The organism is Polyangium jinanense (assembly GCF_028435265.1).
Taxonomy (GTDB): Bacteria; Myxococcota_A; Polyangia; order Polyangiales; family Polyangiaceae; genus Polyangium; species Polyangium jinanense.
Map to the genome: position 1 here is coordinate 66,846 of NZ_JAGTJK010000010.1, position 20,411 is coordinate 87,256.

Sequence of the window (20,411 nt, forward strand, 5' to 3'; positions counted from 1 at the left end):
ACATCGGACTGAAAACGTCACCTCCGCCAGCGGCGCGGGAATCGTCGAAGGTGGACGAAGCCCGTGCCCAAGACATCTACACCGGTGGAGGGCCGCGTGATGCACGCGGGTACGCACATGTGGGTAGAAGCCGAGGGAGAGCCGTTGATGTTCCGCTGGTCCTTGCTCCCGGGGTTCGAGTTGGTCGTCTTCCGCCTCGGCGGCCGGGTCGACGCCTACTACATGCTCGGGGAGGACGACGATGAGTGGGTGTTGCGGGCGAATAACCGCGAGGAGATGGCGCTGAGCCGCGAGCGATGGGGGCTCGTGTTCACGCACGGCGAGGCGTGACGCTGGAAGCCAGCAGGGGGTCTACTTGCCGGGCGGCTTCGGGCCCGAGGGCAGGTTGGAGGGGACCGGCTGCCCGCGCGACTGATAGTACACCGGGTTGGTTGGGTTGCCCTGATTGCTCTTGTTATTACCGGCGGGCGTGCCAGGGGCCGGCTTGCCGCCGCCCCCTTTGGCTCCCGAGCTACTGCCTGCTTCCCACGGGAAGGGGCTTCTTGTCCCGTTCTTTTAGCTCCGTGAGTGACAACGAGGGTAACAGCTGGTGTTGATCACAAAGGCTTCTCGGGACTATCCTCGTATCGGCCTGCCCCAAGGGATCGTATAGACTCTTGTGTCAAATCACCGTCTTGCAGCTGATGACCTGCCAAGACATCTTGCACCTGTGCACGAGACAGCTTACCGCAGCGAAGGAGCTCACGAGCTACTGCCTCAAGGGGATCCAGATTCAATCGAATCACCGAAGCAGTACGGGCCAGTAGCCACTGGAGCCATGCTCGGCGTTCTCGTTCCGGATTCTCCGACGGTATTGTCAACGCGCCCAGGATCTGAGACGCCTGCGCAGTGTCGCTGTGCGCGCCAGCAAGGATTCCAGCATTATCGGTGTGGCATACAATCCTCTCGGCGGCGAGCCCACCCACTGCAGCCATCACAACTCGTTGCGCAAACTCCCGTAATTCGGCTGCCGTCGACATATTACTTAACACGTTCGAGCCGATCGAAGCCGTCACGCTTCCGGCCACATCTGCACATTCCGGGCTGAGGCTGGCCTCCGAGTAACCGATGTCGTAAAGCTCGTATAACAAGATATGGCCAGCCTCGTGGACGGCTGTGCGCCATAGCTCGTCCTCGGGCGTCGTCGCATGAACTTCACTGCCCCTCAGACGAAGCACGAGCTCCAACTTGGTGCCGCCGTCGCCGAGACCGGCCGCTGCACACATGCTCTTCAACTCGTTCTTTTTGAGCTTCATGAGCACGCTGTCGAAGCTGTCGCAGAGGGCGCCAAGCTGCTCCAACGGGGTCGTGTAGCTGACGCCCGTGCCCCTGGAGAGCTCGGCGAGACGACCTCTCGGCAAAGTATTCAGCAGAAATAGCTTTTCGGCGGTGGGGGATGTCGGCGTAGTGGTCCTCCCGCGCCTAAGGGTACTTCTCCGCTCTTCAGCTCGGCGCCTATCGTTCGTGGGCATCATCCCGAGGCTACTTCCTCGCTCCGTTGTTCATCAAGGGGCATCGTCCGAACTGCGCCAAGTGAGCCCGAGCTTCGTGCGCCGTCGCCTAGCGCGCGCCGGATGTTGCGGTAACCGCGTGCCCCATGCGCGTGGTTGCCCAGCGAGATGCGTGGAAGGACCACGCCACACCGGCCCTCGCCGCCTGCCTGCGTCTCCATGACGGAGGCGGAGGTCCCACGAACGCCGAACGCCGGGGCGCGCGCCTTGTTCGTTATCCCTCCAGAGGAGGGTCTTCTACTTCCAAGCTATACCACGAAGGATACGCGAGTAATCGTTCCCATTCGGACAAATAGCGACAGTTTCGGGATAAGAATGATGGAGGGAATCCTCATGAATATCCTTCGTCGTGTTGCCCATGCCGTTCTCGATATGGAGAAGATGCGCTGCCAGAAGACGGTGAACGTCTTTCGCAAGATTGGCCTCTACAGACGCATCCTCGAATCGACCGGCACCGAGCCGAAGATCGCTGCGGAGATTGAAGCGCAGATGCTCTCCATCATGGACGAGGGCATCCTCGAGCAGCACATGCTCTGCTCCCGGTTCGTGCGGGGCGAGCTCGCGTTCATCGAGTTCGTGCAGGAGTGGAAGGTCTGGTACGCGGAGTACTGCTCGTGGTGCGACCGCGTCTCCCTCGACGCGTTCCGGCACGCCGCGTGAGCCCACGCGGGGACGGGCTACTTGCCCGTTCTTTAGCTCAGCGGACCGTTCTTTTCTGAGCGGGTTTCACGACAACGTAATGACGCCACGCCGATAAGTTCGTCCTCCGCAAACATTCGTCACGCCGCGGGATAAGAACAATGAGGAGAACTCCTCATCATCGTTGAAACGTCTCCGCGCCTGCGTGGCGCGCGTTCTGCGCGTCACGGGGCAAGGGCCTCCGTGTGCGCGCTCCATGGAGGACCTAGTGACGACCACGATTCCGAAGAACATTCGCCAGGAGTTCGAGAAGAAGATCCGGCGCGGCATCTTCCAGCCGATCGCCAGGCACCTGCCCGAGGACATCCGTGAAGACCGCCTGCAGGACGCCATCGCGCAGGTCTGGGAGATGTACGAGCGTTACGCCGAGCGCGGCGAGCTGCTCGACGACGCGATCCTCGTGCACGCGTGCCGGCTCCGCGCGACCGACCCGGGCCGGCACTACGTCCCGTGCGAGGGCTACCAGCGCAAGCGCGATGTGCTCGACCCGCGCAACTACATGCAGGGCAATCTCGAGGTCCTGCACCTCGACGACGTTGCCGACGACATGGAGGACACGTCGTTCAGCCTCGGCTTCGCGGAGCTGGACAGCACGAACCCCACGCGCAGGATCATCTCCGCCATCAGCTTGAACGAGTGGCTCGAGACACTCACCCCGCGGGACCGCGAGCTCATCGAGCTGCGCGCCGCCGGGTACGACCTCGACGAGAGCGCGGAGAAGCTCGGCCTGACCAGGTTCGCCGTCTGCCGGAGGGTGAAGGAGCTGGGCGAGCTCCTGGCCCAGCACGCCGGCATGCCGGACGCTGTCCATCGCAGGCAGCTCAAGCACGCAAAGGCGAGCGAGGAGCCGGCGCCGGAGAGCGGCATCCGGGAGAAGGTGACGAGGGGCAGGCCCAAGAAGTCGGTGGCCTCCCCGGCGTGGCACAAGCCGTCCCGGCGGGTGCGGCGCGCGGCGTGATGCCGCGGGGAACGGGCCTGTCCCGTTCTCATAGCTCCGGGTTCCGTGACCGCGTCGGCCCGGAAGGGAGATTGTTCTGCGCACGTCAGCCGGGCGCGGGGCCGGGTGACCGATGCAAGGCGCGCCTCGGGAGAGGTGCCGAAGCCCGTGGGGGTGCTCGGAGTCCCAGCCTGGGTCGTGACGAAGAGGGTCTGCTCCTCGGTGAGCCAGTACTCCGCGGTCCGTGGACTGCGCTTCGCTGCGAAGCGCTGGTCGTCGAACACGACGAAGGCGAGGGAGTTTTCCCCGAAGCGGGGGAAAAGGTTGCCCGGCGCGCCCGGTACCGGCGCGGATCGGTGAGGCAGGACGAGCGTGGGCCTACGGGTTCGTGATCCGCAGACCGCGCCCCGGTGCGGGGCGCCCGCTCGTCGAGCGCCATCGGGGAGAACGGTCTGGGCATGGTCCAGGCGGCCATCATGGCGTGCTCTTGTCGTGTACTTGTCGCTGGCGCCACGCCGGCCCACGCACCAGAAGTGACGCGAGGAGGTGCAGCGAGATGAAGTGGATCGCACGCATGAGGGAGGAGCGCTCGTGGACTCAAGGCCATCTAGCGAAGCGCGCGGAGGTGTCAGAGCGCACCATCCAGAGGATGGAGGCGGGGGACCCAAAGGCTGCCTCCCCGGAGACCCTGCGTTCGATCGCAGAAGCGTTCGAGATCGACCTCCCGTTGAATTCGCCGGAGGGGCGGGTGTGGCTGGCGTTGGTCGAGCACGCCGACGCCAACCGGGAGGTGACGTCGACGTGGGCCGAGCTGCGCGAGTGGCTCGGGCCCGATGCCGCCGACATCGATCCGCACGAGGCCGCGATCCACCTCTACAAGGACGGCTACCTCCGGGGGCAACCGCTCTTCGAGGGCGGGCCGGACGGTGCGTTCAACCTGACGCTGCGCATGTAGGCGGTGAACCGCCCGGTCGCGTGGTCGAGGAAGCTGTACGATGCCGACCATGGCGCCCGCCATCCCCATGACAACGCTCCACCGGCCGAATCGGCCAGGCCGAGCTCGACCTCATCGTGGCGACCGGCTACCGACCGGCGCTTCCCGCCGTGCCTGCCCAAGCGGGCCATCGTCTACCCGGTCTGCAACGAGAGGTACGCGGTGCAGATCGCGAGCCGGTGGAACACCACCGAGGGGCGAGGTAGGCCAGGTTACGCGTGCGCCGTGCGTTCAGACTTCCTCGCGAGGTAAGACGTGCACATCGTTGGCTCGCCCATCCACGCGGAGAACTGGATCCCGGCCGAGCAGCTGGAGTCGTTCAACGGAGGGATCGTGAGCACAATGGAGGTGAGCGGCCGCGGCGAGGGACGCGCGTAGACGTCGCCGCCAGACCTGGTGAGGAGGGGGCGGGTTGGCGCTCCGTGGGCGCAAAGTTGCACAGTCTGCTTGGACGCCCTAGACGATCCGATCGATGGCCAACTCCCCGAAGCGCGTTGTGCTGTGCGCCGCCTGCTCCACGTGCCGCCTCACGCGTTTCCTCATCGCGAACGGTGGCGTCGAGAAGACCTTCGCCTACGGCGTCACGCCTGCGTTCCAGGAGATGGTCGACAACGTCGTGCAGCACAGCGCGGCAGGATCTGGCGTGGCTCCAGGCGTGGTCGGCTACAGCGTCCGCCACGGGGATATGATCTCCCCCTTCGTTCGACAGTTGCACAACGCCTTTCCTGATAGGTTCACACTCGTCGATTCGACACCATTTCTCAAAACGATGAGCCGTCATAAGCGTGTACCTCGAGGCGACGCACTCGTCTGGGAGAAACATCCGACAGTGCCTGGAGCACCGCTCGACGATCTGCTTGGGGAGAACATCGAGAAACACGTGGCTCACATCAAGAGAATGCTTCCCGTGAGACACCCTCCCGCTGCCGCCCGACCGACTTCGAGGCGCCTTCCCACGCCGACGAGGCGCCGTCACGCTCTTGATGCTGAACGAGTGGCCAGCGCATACTCTTCGAAGATACCGATCGCCCCTTAACACATGCGCCGAGGCTCTTCCCATGTGGTCCGATAACGAATCCGACATCGACTTGCTGGGCTACTCTCACCTCGTCGGTGCGGTCACGTCCATCATCTACGACGAGAAACTCCTCCCCGCTACGATCGGAGTATTCGGTGACTGGGGAAGCGGTAAGTCGAGCCTCCTGAAGATGGTTGAGCTCGATCTCTGCAACAACAAGAACGTGTTGGTCCTCACGTTCAACGGATGGCTCTTCGAGGGGTACGAAGATGCCAAAACCGCGCTCATGGGGACGATCCTCGACGAACTCGCTGCCAGACAGGATCTGACCGACAAGGCGAAGACGATCCTCGGGAGGCTGTACAAGCGGATCAATTGGATGCGCGTACTCGGGCTGGCGGCAAAGGGCCTGTTCGCATACGCCTCTGGAGGTCTCGCCGGGCTCGGTCTCGCGGGGGGCGCGGCCGCTGCTACCCACGCCGCAGGGACGGCAGCGGAGTCGACGGGCGGTGCCGGAGCAACACCGGCAATGGCACCGAAGGGCCTCGATTTCGAAGCTGCCGGAAAGCTGCTCAACGACGAGTCCTCGCAGGACGCACGACGAGGCATTCGCGAGTTCCGCGCTGACTTCGGAAAGCTCCTCGCAGAGGCCAAAGTGGAGACGTTGGTCGTGATGATCGATGATCTCGATCGATGCATGCCCGAGACCATCGTCGAGACGCTTGAGGCGATCAAGTTGTTCTTGTTCGTTCCCCAGACCGCGTTCATTATCGGGGCGGACGAGCGCTTGGTGAAGTACGCGGTTCGCCGCAGGTTTCCGGAGTTGCCGGGCGAGCGGGCGGAAGTCGGCCGCGACTACCTGGAGAAGCTAATCCAGTTCCCCATCCGTGTCCCGCAACTCGGGCGTCCTGAGATGGAGACCTACATCAACCTTCTGTTTGCGAGAAATGGCGACCTGGAAGAGGGTCAGTTCACTGCCATTCGGAAAGCTGCGGTCGTGGAGAACGGAGCTCATACGCTCCTGGAGGTTCGCTTCAACCACGGCATCGCACAAAAAGTCCTTGGGAAGGTTCCGGACAAGCTGGCAGAGAATCTCGCGCTCGCCGAACAGATCGCGCCGGTCCTTGCAGCAGGGTTGAACGGGAACCCGCGCCAATGCAAGAGGTTCCTCAACACGCTCGTCATGCGTCTCGAGATGGCGCGAGCGCGAAATGTTCAACTCCAGAAGAGGGTTCTCGCGAAGCTCATGCTTCTTGAGTACTTGAAGCCCGAATCGTTCAAGAAGCTCGCGGAAGCACAGGCAGAGCAAGGTGGGAAGCCCACCGAACTCGCTGCTGAGGAGAAATCGAGATCTCCCGAGAAGCCGAAGCCCAGCTCCGTGCAACCGTCTTCTTCAGAGGGCGACGTGAAACGGGCGCCGCCGCGGCCGGCGCCCGCACGCAAGAGCACGGATGAAGACGACGCGGGACAGGCGAGCCCCGCACCGATCTGGCTCTCTGACTCTTGGATCACGACCGTGTGGCTCCGTCTCGAACCGAAGCTCGCGCAAGAAGATCTGCGGCCGTATTTCTTCTTTTCGAGAGACATCCTCGGATCTCTCGGTGGCAGCGTCCAGCGCTTGAGCCCCAGGGCCCAGGAAGCGATCCTGGGACTTTTCGAGAAGAGCGAAGCAGCCCGGAGGAATACGCTGAACAAGGCCAAAGACCTGAGCGACGCGGACGCCGCGGCGGTGCTCGAGGCTCTGGCCGAGCGTGTTCGCCAAGAAGAAGACCTGGGGCATGCCGCTTCCGCGTTCTCGCGCATGTGTGACTGGGTGGCCACGCGCGCCGAGCTGTTTGGTCAGTTCATCACGTTTCTGTCGAGCGTTCCTGATACCGGTGTACCCGTCTCTGCTGTCACGGCAGTGGAGTCGCTAGCAGGGGACAACCAGGAGCGAAGAAACCAGGCGAAGCAACTGCTTTCGCAGTGGTCTCACGGTGGCAACATCATCCTCAAGAACGCCGCGTCCGCGCGTCTCAAGAAACTGTCGTAACCTATATGGGTACTTCCAAGTCGTACGGCGGCCCCACGGATGCCGCAAGACAGCTCCTGCCCTCTTGGGCTCTGCCTCCGGATCCTGCCTCGCCACCGGCCAGCGGCGGCGGGGTCGTGCAGCCCGGCAATGGATCGGACGGCCAAGAACAGGAGAACGGAGCTGGTGTCGATGACCCTGGTAGGAACGGACAGCCCGCACCCCCCATGGCAGCCGCGCCGAGCACGGCACGGTCCTGGGCGTCGGCCAAGGCGCAGCTCGGCAAGGTCGTTGCCTCGGGGGGCACGCCAATGTCGTTCAGGTCGGCGGCGCGCGCATACGTGCGTGCACGCGGAGGCTCCTCGGGAGCGGCGAAAACCTCGCGTGCCGGACGTGCAGCCACGGCACGGCTCGGGGGCTTTCTGGCGGGCGTTGCTGCGGACGGCATCAAGCCGACGCTGGAGCGCTTTGGCCTTGTCGCCACGGTGGGTAACGATGCCCAGCAGGTCCTGGCAGCGATCTCGAACGCCATCGCCCCCACTGGCGCATCGCGCGAGGAGGCGGTTGCGCGCCGCGCGACGAACGATGTCCTCAAAGAGTTGTACGACAAGTACGCCATCGCAAGCGAAGGCCTTGCCAGGCTCGAAGCGATGCCCGCAGACGACATCAGAAAGGCGGTCGAGGCATCGATTTCGACGTACATATACTACTGCTGGCTGGAGGAACTCGGATCAAGAATCGAAGACAAGTCTATGAGCGGCGCTGAGGCAGAGCGTCTCGAACGGGACATGAAGGTGTACGTCCGTGACGTCGTGCACCTCGACCTGAAAGACGTCGACGTCCTCACTCTCGATTGGGCGGGCGATGCCGGGGGGAAGGTAATCGAAAAACTGTACGCTGAAGCGTATCAGGTGCTCGGAGGCTCCGTATGATGTGGCATGTCATCTCGCGCGTCGGGTCTACCGACATGTTCACGAAGGCGCATGCGTCTCCGAGAGTCTTCGTCTCACTCGATCGCCCTGGAGATCCCTTCCTCGTGCATCAGCTCGTGCTGAAGCGCATCATGGATCTTACTGGTCGCGTGCCGCCCCTCCGGGCACAGGATCTCCTGACGCTAGCCACCGTGGTGTTCGCTGCGGACACACAGATCCCGCGCCGAATGGCGGATGATCGGTGGACCAGGGACATCACGCTGTATGTCCCGGTGGTCGAACGCTCCGTCTGGGATGACCTGACGCAGCTTCTCATCCAGATGTTGAATTTTCTGACGGGGGACTCTTGGAACATCGAGTTCCGTGAGCGTCCGCTTGTGGAGACTGCCGCTATCCGAGCTCCGGCAGAGCCGCTGGCAGTGCAGGACGTCGCGCTGTTCTCGGGCGGACTCGATTCGCTGGTGGGAGCGATCGACCTCCTTGAAGCAGGACGCTCTGTTGCCCTCACCGGGCACTATGGGGCAGGCGTCACGAACTCCGTTCAGCAAGCCGTTCTCTCGGCGCTCCAGGCGCGTTATGGTAGCCGTGTGGTCCCATTCATGTTTCATGTTCAGCCGCGAAAGGTGAAGCAGTCCGAGGGCGAACAGTCCATGCGTTCGAGGTCGATGCTGTTTTTGTCGCTCGGTACAATGGTGGCGACGTCGTTCGAGCCTGTACGGCGACTGATCGTTTCGGAAAATGGGTTCATTTCACTGAACGTCCCGCTCACGGGTCCGCGGCTTGGGAGTTGCAGCACACGGACGACTCACCCGTACTTCATGGCGCTGTTTCGTGAGGTGCTTCAGGCGCTCTCGCTCGGCGTAAGTATCGAACTTCCCGCGCGCTTCCTGACGAAGGGGGAGATGCTGCGTGGGGCACGAAACCAGGAATTGCTCAGGGCTGTCGCTCCACTTTCGATGTCGTGTTCTCATCCCGAGCAAGGACGCTGGCGAAAGATCAAGCCGGGGAATCATTGTGGTTACTGCGTGCCATGCATTGTTCGCAGGGCCTCGATGACGGCAGCGTCGCTCTCGGATGCAGCGTACGACAACGACGTGCTTCGTCCTGACGTAAAGCTCTCTGTCGACAGAAGGAAGGATCTGCGCGCATTCGAGATCGCTGTGCAGCGCTCGCGGAGAGCATCGCTTTCAGACGCTGTGTTCGATGTTTTGAGTACGGGCCCGCTGCCGCCCGGAGAGGTAGGAGACTACGCCTCGGTGTACATGAGAGGCATGGCCGAGATCGCGCGCTTTCTTTCAGCGCGTCAGTAGGGATATGGACACCCAATGAGGAACGCAGCCCAGATTGAGCTTGTCGACGCGCACTGCCATATCGACCTCTTCCCGAATCCGGATCGCCTGGTTGCCCAGGCTGAGGCAGCCCGCGTTCATACCATCGCCGTCACCAACGCGCCATTCGTATATGCCCATACGGCTGGCCTCGCGCGTGGGAAGGCTTATGTGCACGCAGCGCTCGGCCTCCATCCCGAGCTCGTTGGGACCCATGGTCATGAAGTCTCGAAAATCCCCGCCCTGCTCGCGGACGTGCAATTCGTCGGAGAAGTCGGGCTCGATTATACGACGACTGATGCCACGCTGCGGGCCGCACAGAGGCGGATCTTCGGCCACGTTCTCGAGAGCTGTGCGGAGTCAGGCAACAAGGTGCTGACCGTGCATTCGCGCCGGGCTGCCAGCGATGTTATTGCGGCTATCGGGCCGAAGTTTCCCTGCAAGATTATTTTGCACTGGTTTACCGGCACTATGCGCGAGTTAGAGCGTGCGATCGGTGTTGGTCTTTATTTTTCTGTGAATGCGGCGATGGTTGGGTCGAAGAGCGGTAGCGCGCTCGTGGCGGCGATGCCTCGTGACCGCGTGCTGACCGAGTCTGACGGACCCTTCGTGAAGACTGGCGGCACGCAGGCGTCTCCACTCAGTATTCTGACTGTTGTTGACGCCTTGGCACGACAGTGGCGGGTTTCACCGGAGACCGCCGCCGGGCTGATCCGCAAGACGTTCGGTGAGGTAACTGGAATGCGGTCGAAGCCGCCGCTCGATGTTAGCGGTGACCACACCGTGTAGCGTGGCTCGGGGTGGGGAAGGCTTGTGCCCTGCTGGAGGTTCAAAGCAAGCCGGGGCCCGAGCTGGCGAAGGACCTTGCGACGGGCACCTGGCGCACGCAGCACTACGAGTGCCGCTCGAAGGCCATGGGCAACCCGAACTGGTTCACCGTTGTCGAGTTTGTGGCCAAGGTCGACGCGCTCGGGCCGCGGCGCGCGGGCGGGTGAGACGGCGTTTTACGACGTGCCGCGCTGAGACATTGTCGAGCACTCCCGCGGCGTACTGGATCGGCCCTGCTCGGTCAGACGATGTCAGGCAGTGCGCTCGTGCACGTGGGGCGTCGGCAGCGGTGCCTTCACGGTGCGCTCCGAGAACTTAAAGTGCACGTTCGGCGGGCCGGCGTTGTTGAGCTTCGCCTCGAACCCCAGGCCGAGGGCTGCGGCGATGAAGCTGCCGTTGGCGACGTAGAGATGCGGGCCGCCTCGCTCGTCGAACCACCGCTCGACGGAGTGCTTGTAGCCGTACGACGTGTGCCGCACGTTGTAGGACGCAATCGGCCGTTGTCGCTTGATCCAGTCCGCACAGGCAGCGAGCTCCTCGAGATGCTCGGCGAGGGCGGCTCGCCCAGACTGGAACTCGTGCTCGATAGCGTCGATCGCGGCCTGCGCCGCCTCCCACGTGGGCTTGGTGATCCCGTACCGCGCGAGCACCTCGTCGAGTGGCGTCTTCCCTTCGGCCATCTCGGCGGAGATGCGCATGAAGTCGCCGGGGTTCATGCCGCCGGACCTCACCGCGTCGCTGCGCTTCCGGGTCTCCTCATAAACACCGATCCCGAAGTGCGTGAGCTGCGGCTCGCGGCGCAGGGCTTCGCTCAGGAGTGCCCGAGCCTCGTCAGCGGACGTTTCGATGAGCCGGTGCCACGGCCTCGGGGCAATATCCGGGGCGCTCGAGGCGGGCGCCACGAGCGTCGACGGTGCGGCAGCGCCAGCCAAGACGTTGCGGCGTGCTGCGGCGTACGCCTCGCCTGTCTTCGCCATGCGATCACGAATGCGCGACTTGAGGTCCCTCTTGGTGGTCATGCTCGAACTCCACGTACACACCGATGACGGCCGCCTCACCGCGTCGATGCGCTGGAGTTCGCATCTGACCCGGATGAGATGGTGCTCACCTTTGCCTCCGCGAGGGACCTGGAGGCGGCAGGTCCGAGGAGGTGACGCGTCGGGTCAACGCGAGCGCAAGGCTACTCCAGGCGCTGCCGTTCGGCAACCGTGCTGCACGGGCTGGCGGGGCGAGTCCGAGGGCCAGCGTTCGCGCCCCGATGACGTCGCCCGACCAGTTGAAGAAGTACGGATCAGGATCGCCGGTACGAGGGTTCGCGCTCGATGGCTCGGGGTCGCAGTGCCCGAGCGGCCCTCACCCGGGATGGGGTCCAAATCGACCCCGACGGAGAAGCTTCTCCTTTGATCTCATGCAGGTACGCAACTCGGCCTCGGTCCGAGATTCGGCCTCACCCCCAAATCGACGCTGGTCGAACGGCAAAACCAACTGCCGATTCCCGGGGGCACCCTAGGGCCGGCGAACAGAAGAGCTACTTCACGGCCGGTCAGAACAGGGGAGTCCGATCAGCCCAAAGCGACGCCATCTCAATAAGTTACGAGGATCGTGCCGACGCACGAGAAGAGCTCAAGGGGTTGACCGCCGAGATCAGGATCGGGGGCGTCCGGGTGAGTCGCCGGCATCCTCGGGATCGACCTAGGGGCACGAGCGGCATCGGGCGGACGCCGAAGCCGCTGTTGTTCCCGATGCGATCGAGGCGCTTCTCGATCTGCTCGTACTTGCCGTACAGCGACGCAGGGTGGCTTCGAGTGGGCTCACGAGGTCCTTGTCCAGGATCGGCTTGTTCAGCGCGTGACGAGCAGCGATGAAGGCACGCACGAGCTGGAGGGTGATCGCCCTAGCGCGTGTGGTTCCAGACTGGGTCGTGACGAAGAGGGCTTGTTCCTCGGTCAGCCAGTACTCCGCGGTCCGTGGACTGCGCGGCGCAGCGCCGCGCTGATCGTCGACCACGAGGAAGCCTCCATCTGAGAGGTTCTTGATCAGCGCACGGATCTCGCGCGGGCGCCCATAGCCGAGCCGGCGCCCGAGTTCCAGGTCCAGGCTCCGGGGCTCGCTGTCAGGAAAGGCCATCGCGATGGGCATGCCCTCGAAGCCCGTGAAGCCTAGCTCCGGCGCGGGCTCCTCCGCGATCGGCTTGCCCTCGATCTTGATGGAGAGCTCCACGGAGATCCTGGCGGTCAGCGTTCTCGTGTCGTCAGCACCTGCCGCACCTCAGAGGGTAGACGGTCGATTTGGCGCAAGCGCTGGATGGCCGATCGGCTGATGCCGATCTTCTCGGGCGTGTGGGTACCGGGGCGTGGCGCGTCGAGTTACACGCCACGGGGCAGGTTCGTGATCCGCGGACCGCGCCCCCGTGGGGGGCGCAGTCGTCGACCGTGACGTGCCCTCTATCCAGCCGCTCCTTGACGCCGTGCCGGATGCAACCTGGAGAGGTCACCGGGAAAGCAGCACGGCCAGGTCGAGCCCCAGGCGCAGGCCCTTCATCGCGATCAGCAGCCCGACCACCAGCTTCCAGTAATAGGACAGCGATGCCCCCAGATCCGCAGCAGCAGTTGATACTTCGGCAGTGGCTGCGCGCCACTCCTCTGCAGCCTCTGCCCAGGTCAGGGTCTTGTCATTGCTCACGGTTAATCTCCGCGTCGATTGTACCGCATCTATGCGACGGCGCGGAACAGCCCCCTCCTATGCCGTTCATCGAGCTCACTGATGACCTTCGGATGCTGCTGCACGTACTCGAAGAAGTGCTTGTTGAACACCGCGGCGCCCTCCTCGGTCAGTCGGTAGACGTCAGCATCTACGTGCTCTCCCGGAATCACTTCACGCACCGCATAGCGAGCATCGTGCCGCAGATTAACCCCGTGTTTCTCGAGGCTCCAGGTCACCACGCGGCCGATTCGCTGACGGCTGACACCATAGTAGCGGGCCAGCGAAGAGATCGAGATCTGACCGTCGCCATCAAGATCTTGGGGCGGATAGAAGCCCGCCGGCTGCGGCTGGTGCTGAGGAGCGCGGACAATGCCCGGAAGCCCCCCGGGAGATAGGCGACCAGAGAGCCGACCCAGAGGCCGCGGGGCTGGCGCCGGAGGTGAAGGCGGGGCTGGCTCGGGCACTTTGGGAGCCATAGACTCGATCACCTCCTGCACGGGCTTGGGAGGTGCCTCCGCCGGCTCGGGTAGCACAGCGACAGGCACCGCCCTCGCGGAGGGCAGAGCTGGCTTCTTCGGCTCCATCAGGAGCGCTCCAGCCGCTTCCAGGTAGCCCTCGATGCGACTGGAAGACATCCCGACCTGCTGCGCCACCTGAGCGAGCTGGAGAAGCAACCACGCGCGTCCCGAGGGGGTGTCGGCCAGCAGGAGATCCGCCACCTTCGGATCGAGGAGCTGCGGACGGTAGGAAGCTGCAGGAGACGAAGTGCCCGGGATGCTCTCTCCACGCCGCAGCTTCGGCAGAACTTCATCGGCTAGGAGGCGCCGGAGTTTCTTGCCGAGCTCCTTCTCGGTCTTCAGGGCGACCAGGTCCACGCCGCTCTCGTAGAGGACCATGAGGCGGGCGGCAAAGGATACTCGGGTTCCCCGAGTATCCTTCACGAGCCCCTTGAATTCCTTTAGATCCTGCCGTTCGAGCACATCGTAGTCGCGCCCTTTGATGAACTCATCACCCCAGTCGTCGACGATTGTCTTCGGGAGCCCCTTGCCTCCATCGGCGTATCCCAGCGCCGCCCCGAGCTCGGCCGCGATGACACAGATCTTGTCGCGGAACACGTGGAACGTGAGGGACTTTCCCTCGAACATCGCATCGTACTTCATGAGCTTATCGCTATTCATGTGGCCTTCTCCTTCCTACTTCCGATTCTGCGCTCGTAGAGTTCCCTGAGCGCGACCCGCATCACGTGTGCACGATTGCCCTCGAACTCGCCGAGCACGGCGAGCTCTCCGAGCTTCTTGTCGTCCTCTGGCGTGATCTTGGGCTGAATGACGGGTCCTCCAATGACCCTCGGTCGCCCCGGCCGCCGGCCAGTGCGTTTTCTACTGCTGGACATCCGCAACCCTCCTTTTCAACGTATATTAACGATATCATTGTTTTCCCGCAAGATAGCATCTGTCATTATACAGATTTATATAGGTCCATGTGCGATCCTGTGCGATCCCGCCATGCCCTGCCGTGCTTGACGGTCGCCGCGTGCGCAGGAGCTGAATGCGGACGTCGACACCGACCATTCGAGGAACTACGGCGCGGTTGACCGGCGCGCTCGCCGGACGCGCGGGATCGGCACGCAGGGCGGACGCATATACAGGCTGCGGACGACGACGGGACGTTTGGGGACCATCAACGACAAGAACCAGCCCCACCTCCTCGACCGCATCGCTTGCAAGCCCTCGAGCAAGATCAGGAATCAGGCGCTGAGGCAGCTCAACCGCTCACCTGGATGACCTGACCGGGATGCGTCGGTCGAGGTAGTTGGCGGCAGCGCTTCGTATTGGGATGTCGATTGTTCTGCCGAAGAAGGGCCCGTCTGCGATGGCCGCAGACCCCCTGCAACCCCGTTCTCAAGCTCGCCAGCGAGGCCCGGCCGTAGCTCGGCCTCTCGGCGACAAAGTCGCGACGTCGCGACTTTCTGGGCGGTGGACCTGCCCGAGACCTTCGCAGATCTGTCGCTGGCTCAGAGACGGGCCTTTCGCCCGTCGCACCACAAGGCCCTCGGCCCCGGTCCAGCCTGCACCCCACCACCTCGAGTGCCAGGAGGACGACGGCAGGCACTGGCAGAGTCAACCTCTCCGAGGAACCATCTCCATACGCGGCCCGCGTCGATCCCAGCCTTCTGGAGAGCGAAAACCCGGTTTCCAAGCCACTTCGCGATCCGGATGGGCCCTGTGCTTTGGGCCCGAACGGAACATCCAGGTGCCTGGTCCCGAGGGAGTCATAGCGCTCTGTAGAATCACAAGGGACTTGCCGAGTCGTCCCTGTTGGCAAAAAGGCGCCTATTCTCGTGCTTTTGCTGTGCTTGACGCCGGGTTGGTGGAAGGCGTGGGGGTTGACCGGCGCGCCCAGGATCGTGAACACGGCGGGCGTGAGCCGATGGGCGGGGGAGCTCGTGTGCCCACCGCCCGTGGCCCATCTACTTCTCCCAGCGCGACATCACCTTGGGCTCGACCACAATCGGCACCGAGGGCACGTACTTCTTCATCCCGGCGATCATGCAGTCGCGCATGAGCACCTTGACCTCCTCGGCGTGTTCTTCGGGGGCTTCAACAAGCAGCTCGTCATGCACCGCGAGGATCATCTGCGCTCCGATCCGCTTGAGGTGCGGGGCGAGGAAGACCATCGCCTGCTTCATGCCGTCGGCCGCAGTGCCCTGAATGGGGAAGGCCAGGCGCGCGTTGTAGTCCTCGTCGGGGTCGAAGTAGTACGAGACCCGGCCGCTCTTCGTGCGTAGCTCGCCCGGCATCTCCTCGGCCATCTTCTTCTGCCACGCGGCGATCCCGGCGTGGTTCTGCAAGAACGTCTGTTTGAACTGCGCCGCCTGTTCTGGCGTGAGGTCCACCTTGTAGTGCTTCCTCGCGTAGGCGATGAGCTTGTTCACGCCCATCCCGAACGAGCCCCCGAAGTTCACGGGCTTTGCCCGGTTGCGCTGCTCGTCGGTGACCTGGTTCTCGAGCACGTTCATCAACAGCGACGCCGTGTGTCGGTGCGGGTCCCCGTCGCTCTTCCCGAACACCTCCTTGAGCTTCTCGTCCCCCGTCTGGTCTGCGAGCACGCGTAGCTCGATCGCGTTGTAATCCCCGACGACTAGCTTCTTGCCCGGGGGAGCCTGGATGCACGAGCGCACCTGCTTGTCGCGCGGCAGGCCGAGCAGGTTCGGCTCTCGCGCGCTGAGCCTGCCAGTCACGGCGCTGATCTGGTTCAACGTCGCGTGCACGCGCCCGTCCTCGGAACGGCTGAAGGCCCGCAGCACGCCGTCCCCGGCACCCGTGACAAAGCCGTTCTTGCGCCGGTACAGGACGAGCTGCTGGGACACGGGCAGGTGCATGTACGTCGCGAGGGCCTCACCGCTTGTGCCCTCGACCTGAAGACCGAGTCGATGAAGAGCCGCGAGGATCTCATCGTTGTCATCGAGATCCTTCACGCCAAGCATGGCAACGAGGTTCTTCTTCAGCTCCGAGGCCTCGTTCGCCCACATGTCGACAAGCCGATTCCACTGGTCTCGATTGATCGGCACGCCGCTCACCTCCATCTGGGCGACAATGGGGAGGAGCTTGAACTCGAGCGCGGCTACTTCTTCGAGGCGCGCTTCTTGGAGCTCCTTCTGGAAGATGTCCGCGAGACGCAAGACATCCCGCGCCTCCTGCGCGAGCTCATCACGTAGCTCGCGGCTGGGCGTCATCCACCAATTGATGTTCGTCTGGACAATCTTCTTGTCGAACGCGTGCTCACACGCGCGCTCGAAGGAGAAGTACATGTCGTTCTTGAGGTGCCTGCCGCCGTCGAGCAGCCGCCACGCGATGGCTGTGTCCACCACCATGCCCGGCATGAAGCCGAGGTGGTACTGAAACTGCGCGAGCGCGCCCTTGAGGTCATGGCCGACGACCGTCACCTGACAGAGGGCATCGGCGACAGGGCCGAGCTCCTCGCCACCGAACGTGTGGAACACCCGCGCCTGGCCATCGGGCAGAGCGACGGCGACGATGACAGGGCCCTCGGTGATATCGGGACCCGTCGAGTGGACGACCAGGCCCACGCGGCCAGCACGGAGAATCGCGCCCGCGAAGTGGTCCCGATCACCCGGCCCCGCATCGTATGGTGCCGCGCCCCGGTGCGCGTGTGCTCCGGGGCGCGCTTCGGGACGCGAAAACCGTAGCGATCGTGCGATGTTGAGCTGGTCGGGCCCCGAAGCCCCGCAAGCCCGGGGGAAGAGAGAGGGCCCATAGGCAGACTCTGCATCCGCGCGACCAGCCCCCACGTCGTTCTGCGGCACGTAGGAGTAGAGCCTCTCCCCCTGAGCGAACGGGGCTTCGGGGCCGGATGGAATATCAACCATGTCCCGCTCACCATCTGTCCCCGTGACCATCGGGATCTGCCGCGTTTCGTGCGTCTCGCCGGAGCCCGAGCTGGGCCCCGTTCCGCGCCCCGTTCCGTTCTGGGGAACGGGGCCTCGGGGCGCGGCCTCGGGGCGGGACGAGACCACCCCCACCGGCTCGGGCGAGCGGATGACCGGGAAGGGCAGACCGAACTGCGGGCCGGAGTTACCCCCGCCCTGATTGCTGCCGCTGCCGCCGCCTGCCCCTCCGCCGCCGGGGCCATCGTCGGGGTCGTCATCTCCTTCGTCGTTCTTCTCCTCGGCGCACTCGTCGATTCGCTCGGAGATCTCGTCACGCAGCTCGAGCTTCTCCCGAACGAACCACAACACGCGCTCGCGCTGGCCATTCGGACCACCCACGAGCTTCTTGCGAGTCGACCGGCCTTCCTCATCGCCCGGAAGAACGAACCCGTCGTCCACGAGCCGTGACCAGAGCATGCGCTGCGCGAGGGGCATCGACTGCCCTGCCGCACGCATGGCCTCGACCACAGCCGTGTAGACGGCATCGGGGACCAGGTAATAGTGGTCCTTGTCCTCCCAGCCGATGCCTTTCCCCTCGGCCGTGTCGAGCGCAAACGTCACGTCGACCGTCTTGACCTTGCCCTGCACGAGGAGCGTGCGGAGCACGTTGATGAAGCGGTGGACGGGGTTCACGTCGACGGCCGCGCGGCTCTGCTCGGCTGCGTTGGCACGCAGCGCGGTGCGGGCCTTCTGCAAGAGCGCACTGGACCCCTTCTCATCGAGGACGCCGATGTCCTTCGCGAACAGGCAGAAGTACTCCATGCCCAGCAGCAGGTGAGCCATCGCCGCCGGAGCGCGGAGGTGCTGGCCTTCCTGGTGCAGCTCGGCGCGCAGCTCGATGAAGCGCTTCTCCATCAAAGAGCGGAGGCCGTTCATCTGCGACTTCAACCACAAGATGTAACCGAGCATCGCGTGCGGCAGCCGGTCACGGTTCTGCTGCAAGTCGGTGAGCCTCACGCGATCGACATCGCCCGGCTTCATGCGGATCGTAATGAGACGTGCCTGGATCGATTCCCCGCTCGGGGCGTCCTCGCCCGTGCTCAGCACGAGAGCGCGTGGGGGGCGGTCGGGACGCGCGGTAAGATCGGCGCGGAGACGGCCGCGGCTGTTGGCGTTACCGATAGCACGCAGGAGCTGCGCCGCCTTGCGATGCAGATCATCACCGGCTTCTGCCTTTGTCGGAGCGAAGTCATCGATGGCGACGAGCATGTCCTTCGCGGTAAAGATCGTCTGCTCGAGGCGGTTCACCGTCCACGACCAGCTCGCGGGCAGGTGCTCTGCGTCGAAGCTCCCGTAAAACGCCATGAGCAGGGCCACGAGCGTGGTCTTCATGGAACCCGTGGGCCCGCAGAGCGAGACGGTCGAGTCGCAGTACAACGCGTGCTGCAAGGGGGCTCGAAACGCAGAAGAGAAGAGCGGCACGGTGATCCGCGGGTCGGCCAGCTCGAGGAACGAGAGCGCGAGCTTCATAGCCTCCGGGATGTCCTCTGCCACGGCCGGGAGCTTGTAGCGCGCGAGCTCCCCTTCGAGGCGAACCGATACATCCGCGGCCCCCACTCCGCCGTTGGCGTGCAGAAACATCATCTCGCCGTTGTGCTCGCGCCAGCCGCTGTGTGTGAACGAGTAACCCCTCGTCCACCTCGACGACTCCTGGATGGCAGCGAGCAGATGAAGAGGCGCCCGCTGAACGGGATACATGATCGCGTCGGGGCCCCATTGCTCGATCGGCCACAACTCGTGATCGAGATCCTTGGCCTCGACCCGCCTCGCAGGCAGGGGCTCACCAGTTGCCAGCTTCCCGGACACGACGAGGTGTCGCTTCTGCTCGGCACCGTCGTCGACAACTTCTTCCCGCTCGATGTGCGCCGTGAAGTTACAGAGCGGCTCGACGCGCGTCGTGTCGCCGATCCCGGACAGAATGCAGAACTTACCTTCCTGGACGACGTACTTCGACATGGGCGGCGCCACCTCGGCGTCGCGCTTCCTCCTCGCCTTGAGCTTGCCCTCGAACTCCTTCAGGGCGCGCTTCAATGCGGCCGGCTTCACCTTGTACTTGCTGAGCTCCTCGGCCACCGCCGACTCGGCGACGACCCCGCGCGCTTGGACCGCCGCCAAGAACGGCATGTCCGCGAGCAGCGCCATCGCCGCCTTCGTACGCGCCTCGTGCGTGGGCAGAGTGGCAAGAATGGCGACGCGGTCGATGGGGTTCGCTGGCATGGCCGCGGCGAGCACATCGCAGAGCGCCGTATACCCGTTCGCGGCGCGGAAGTCGTCCGGCCCTTGATCTTCGCCGTCATCGCGCAGCGGGAGCGCCGCCGCCTTCACCTTGGCGCCGCGCAGCTCGAGCGCCATGACCAGCCGAGCCTCTGCCTGCGCTACATCTGGGTTCACCGCCCGGCCGGCATCGAACACAATGAAGACCTCGCGCCGGACGAGGCCCACCACGTTCCACGAGTCATTGAGCTTGTGGTCCTTCGTGAGCGTCGAGTAGATCCCGCCGAGCCCGATAGCATTGAAGAAGTTGTCCTGGAGGACCAGCGCCTTGCCCGGCGACTCGACAACGTAGAGCAGCGCGGAGCCCTCAAACTCGCACCCCGGCGGGATGTAGATAGGGACCTCCCGCCCGGCGGGGGCGAGGTAGCGAGGTTTGCCCTCGTCGAGCCTGATTCGTACATATCCCGGCGCGTTGTGGTACGGGATCGCGATCCCGCCGCAGGGAAGAGGCTGATCCCGACCGAGCTGCCTCGCCCCCTCCTCTGCGGAGACCGACCATAGACCGGCCTCGGCGGCCCAATCTGGAACGATGGCGCGGTCCTCAAGGTACTTGATGTGATGGGGCTCGAAGGGCAGCACCCGTTCGTCCCCGGCATTGGATTCCGTGGAAGCGCATGCTAGAGTCATGACATCTCCTGGACGGCTCCATCCGCGGCCTGGGCAGACCTGGCGGATGGAGCCGTTCTC

General features: G+C 64.1%; 18 protein-coding genes. 11 read left to right on the plus strand and 7 right to left on the minus strand.

Annotation, left to right across the window (positions count from 1 at the left end; translation table 11 throughout):
* Window positions 1-63 precede the first annotated feature (63 nt).
* Window positions 64-330 (plus strand): hypothetical protein, encoded by a 267-nt coding sequence (locus KEG38_RS20605; protein ID WP_272421440.1) that lies wholly within the window; start codon window positions 64-66, stop codon window positions 328-330.
* A 266-nt stretch (window positions 331-596) separates the two neighbouring features.
* Here KEG38_RS20605 and KEG38_RS20610 read toward each other — a convergent pair whose 3' ends face one another.
* The gene (locus KEG38_RS20610; protein ID WP_272421442.1) at window positions 597-1,340 is read right to left on the minus strand and encodes an SAP domain-containing protein; all 744 of its coding nucleotides are present in this window, start codon (window positions 1,338-1,340) and stop codon (window positions 597-599) included.
* A gap of 543 nt (window positions 1,341-1,883) precedes the next feature.
* Between KEG38_RS20610 and KEG38_RS20615 the strand changes: the two genes are divergently transcribed.
* From KEG38_RS20615 to KEG38_RS20660, 10 genes are all read left to right on the plus strand, one after another.
* Window positions 1,884-2,210: a hypothetical protein gene (locus KEG38_RS20615; protein WP_272421443.1), complete on the plus strand. Its 327-nt coding sequence runs from the start codon at window positions 1,884-1,886 to the stop codon at window positions 2,208-2,210.
* 247 nt (window positions 2,211-2,457) lie between these two features.
* On the plus strand, window positions 2,458-3,207 hold the full coding sequence (locus tag KEG38_RS20620) for an RNA polymerase sigma factor (protein WP_272421444.1): 750 nt from the start codon (window positions 2,458-2,460) through the stop codon (window positions 3,205-3,207).
* A gap of 535 nt (window positions 3,208-3,742) precedes the next feature.
* Window positions 3,743-4,141: a helix-turn-helix transcriptional regulator gene (locus tag KEG38_RS20625; protein WP_272421445.1), complete on the plus strand. Its 399-nt coding sequence runs from the start codon at window positions 3,743-3,745 to the stop codon at window positions 4,139-4,141.
* Between the two features lie 294 nt (window positions 4,142-4,435).
* Entirely contained in the window at window positions 4,436-4,558 is a 123-nt protein-coding gene (locus tag KEG38_RS20630) for a hypothetical protein (protein WP_272421446.1), read from the plus strand.
* 94 nt (window positions 4,559-4,652) lie between these two features.
* Entirely contained in the window at window positions 4,653-5,216 is a 564-nt protein-coding gene (locus KEG38_RS20635) for a hypothetical protein (RefSeq protein WP_272421447.1), read from the plus strand.
* Between the two features lie 22 nt (window positions 5,217-5,238).
* Window positions 5,239-7,230, plus strand: a complete 1,992-nt coding sequence (locus KEG38_RS20640; RefSeq protein WP_272421448.1) for a KAP family P-loop NTPase fold protein — start codon at window positions 5,239-5,241, stop codon at window positions 7,228-7,230.
* Window positions 7,231-7,520: 290 nt separating this feature from the next.
* The gene (gene qatB / locus KEG38_RS20645; RefSeq protein WP_272421449.1) at window positions 7,521-8,141 is read left to right on the plus strand and encodes a Qat anti-phage system associated protein QatB; all 621 of its coding nucleotides are present in this window, start codon (window positions 7,521-7,523) and stop codon (window positions 8,139-8,141) included.
* A gap of 104 nt (window positions 8,142-8,245) precedes the next feature.
* On the plus strand, window positions 8,246-9,451 hold the full coding sequence (gene qatC, locus KEG38_RS20650) for a Qat anti-phage system QueC-like protein QatC (RefSeq protein ID WP_272421450.1): 1,206 nt from the start codon (window positions 8,246-8,248) through the stop codon (window positions 9,449-9,451).
* Window positions 9,452-9,466: 15 nt separating this feature from the next.
* Window positions 9,467-10,258 (plus strand): Qat anti-phage system TatD family nuclease QatD, encoded by a 792-nt coding sequence (gene qatD / locus KEG38_RS20655; protein WP_272421451.1) that lies wholly within the window; start codon window positions 9,467-9,469, stop codon window positions 10,256-10,258.
* An 11-nt stretch (window positions 10,259-10,269) separates the two neighbouring features.
* On the plus strand, window positions 10,270-10,464 hold the full coding sequence (locus KEG38_RS20660; protein ID WP_272421452.1) for a hypothetical protein: 195 nt from the start codon (window positions 10,270-10,272) through the stop codon (window positions 10,462-10,464).
* A gap of 84 nt (window positions 10,465-10,548) precedes the next feature.
* Here the strand turns inward: KEG38_RS20660 and KEG38_RS20665 are convergent, their stop codons facing one another.
* The 6 genes from KEG38_RS20665 to KEG38_RS20690 form a co-directional block, all read right to left on the minus strand.
* Window positions 10,549-11,316, minus strand: a complete 768-nt coding sequence (locus KEG38_RS20665; RefSeq protein WP_272421453.1) for a hypothetical protein — start codon at window positions 11,314-11,316, stop codon at window positions 10,549-10,551.
* Window positions 11,317-11,989: 673 nt separating this feature from the next.
* Entirely contained in the window at window positions 11,990-12,517 is a 528-nt protein-coding gene (locus tag KEG38_RS20670; protein WP_272421454.1) for a hypothetical protein, read from the minus strand.
* Window positions 12,518-12,787: 270 nt separating this feature from the next.
* Window positions 12,788-12,979: a hypothetical protein gene (locus tag KEG38_RS20675; RefSeq protein WP_272421455.1), complete on the minus strand. Its 192-nt coding sequence runs from the start codon at window positions 12,977-12,979 to the stop codon at window positions 12,788-12,790.
* Between the two features lie 29 nt (window positions 12,980-13,008).
* On the minus strand, window positions 13,009-14,178 hold the full coding sequence (locus tag KEG38_RS20680; protein WP_272421456.1) for a BRO-N domain-containing protein: 1,170 nt from the start codon (window positions 14,176-14,178) through the stop codon (window positions 13,009-13,011).
* Window positions 14,175-14,393, minus strand: coding sequence for a hypothetical protein (locus KEG38_RS20685; protein ID WP_272421457.1), 219 nt, complete (start codon window positions 14,391-14,393; stop codon window positions 14,175-14,177). Before KEG38_RS20685 ends, KEG38_RS20680 begins: the two co-directional genes overlap by 4 nt.
* A 1,077-nt stretch (window positions 14,394-15,470) precedes the next feature.
* Window positions 15,471-20,351, minus strand: a complete 4,881-nt coding sequence (locus tag KEG38_RS20690; RefSeq protein WP_272421458.1) for a DNA polymerase — start codon at window positions 20,349-20,351, stop codon at window positions 15,471-15,473.
* Window positions 20,352-20,411: the final 60 nt, after the last annotated feature.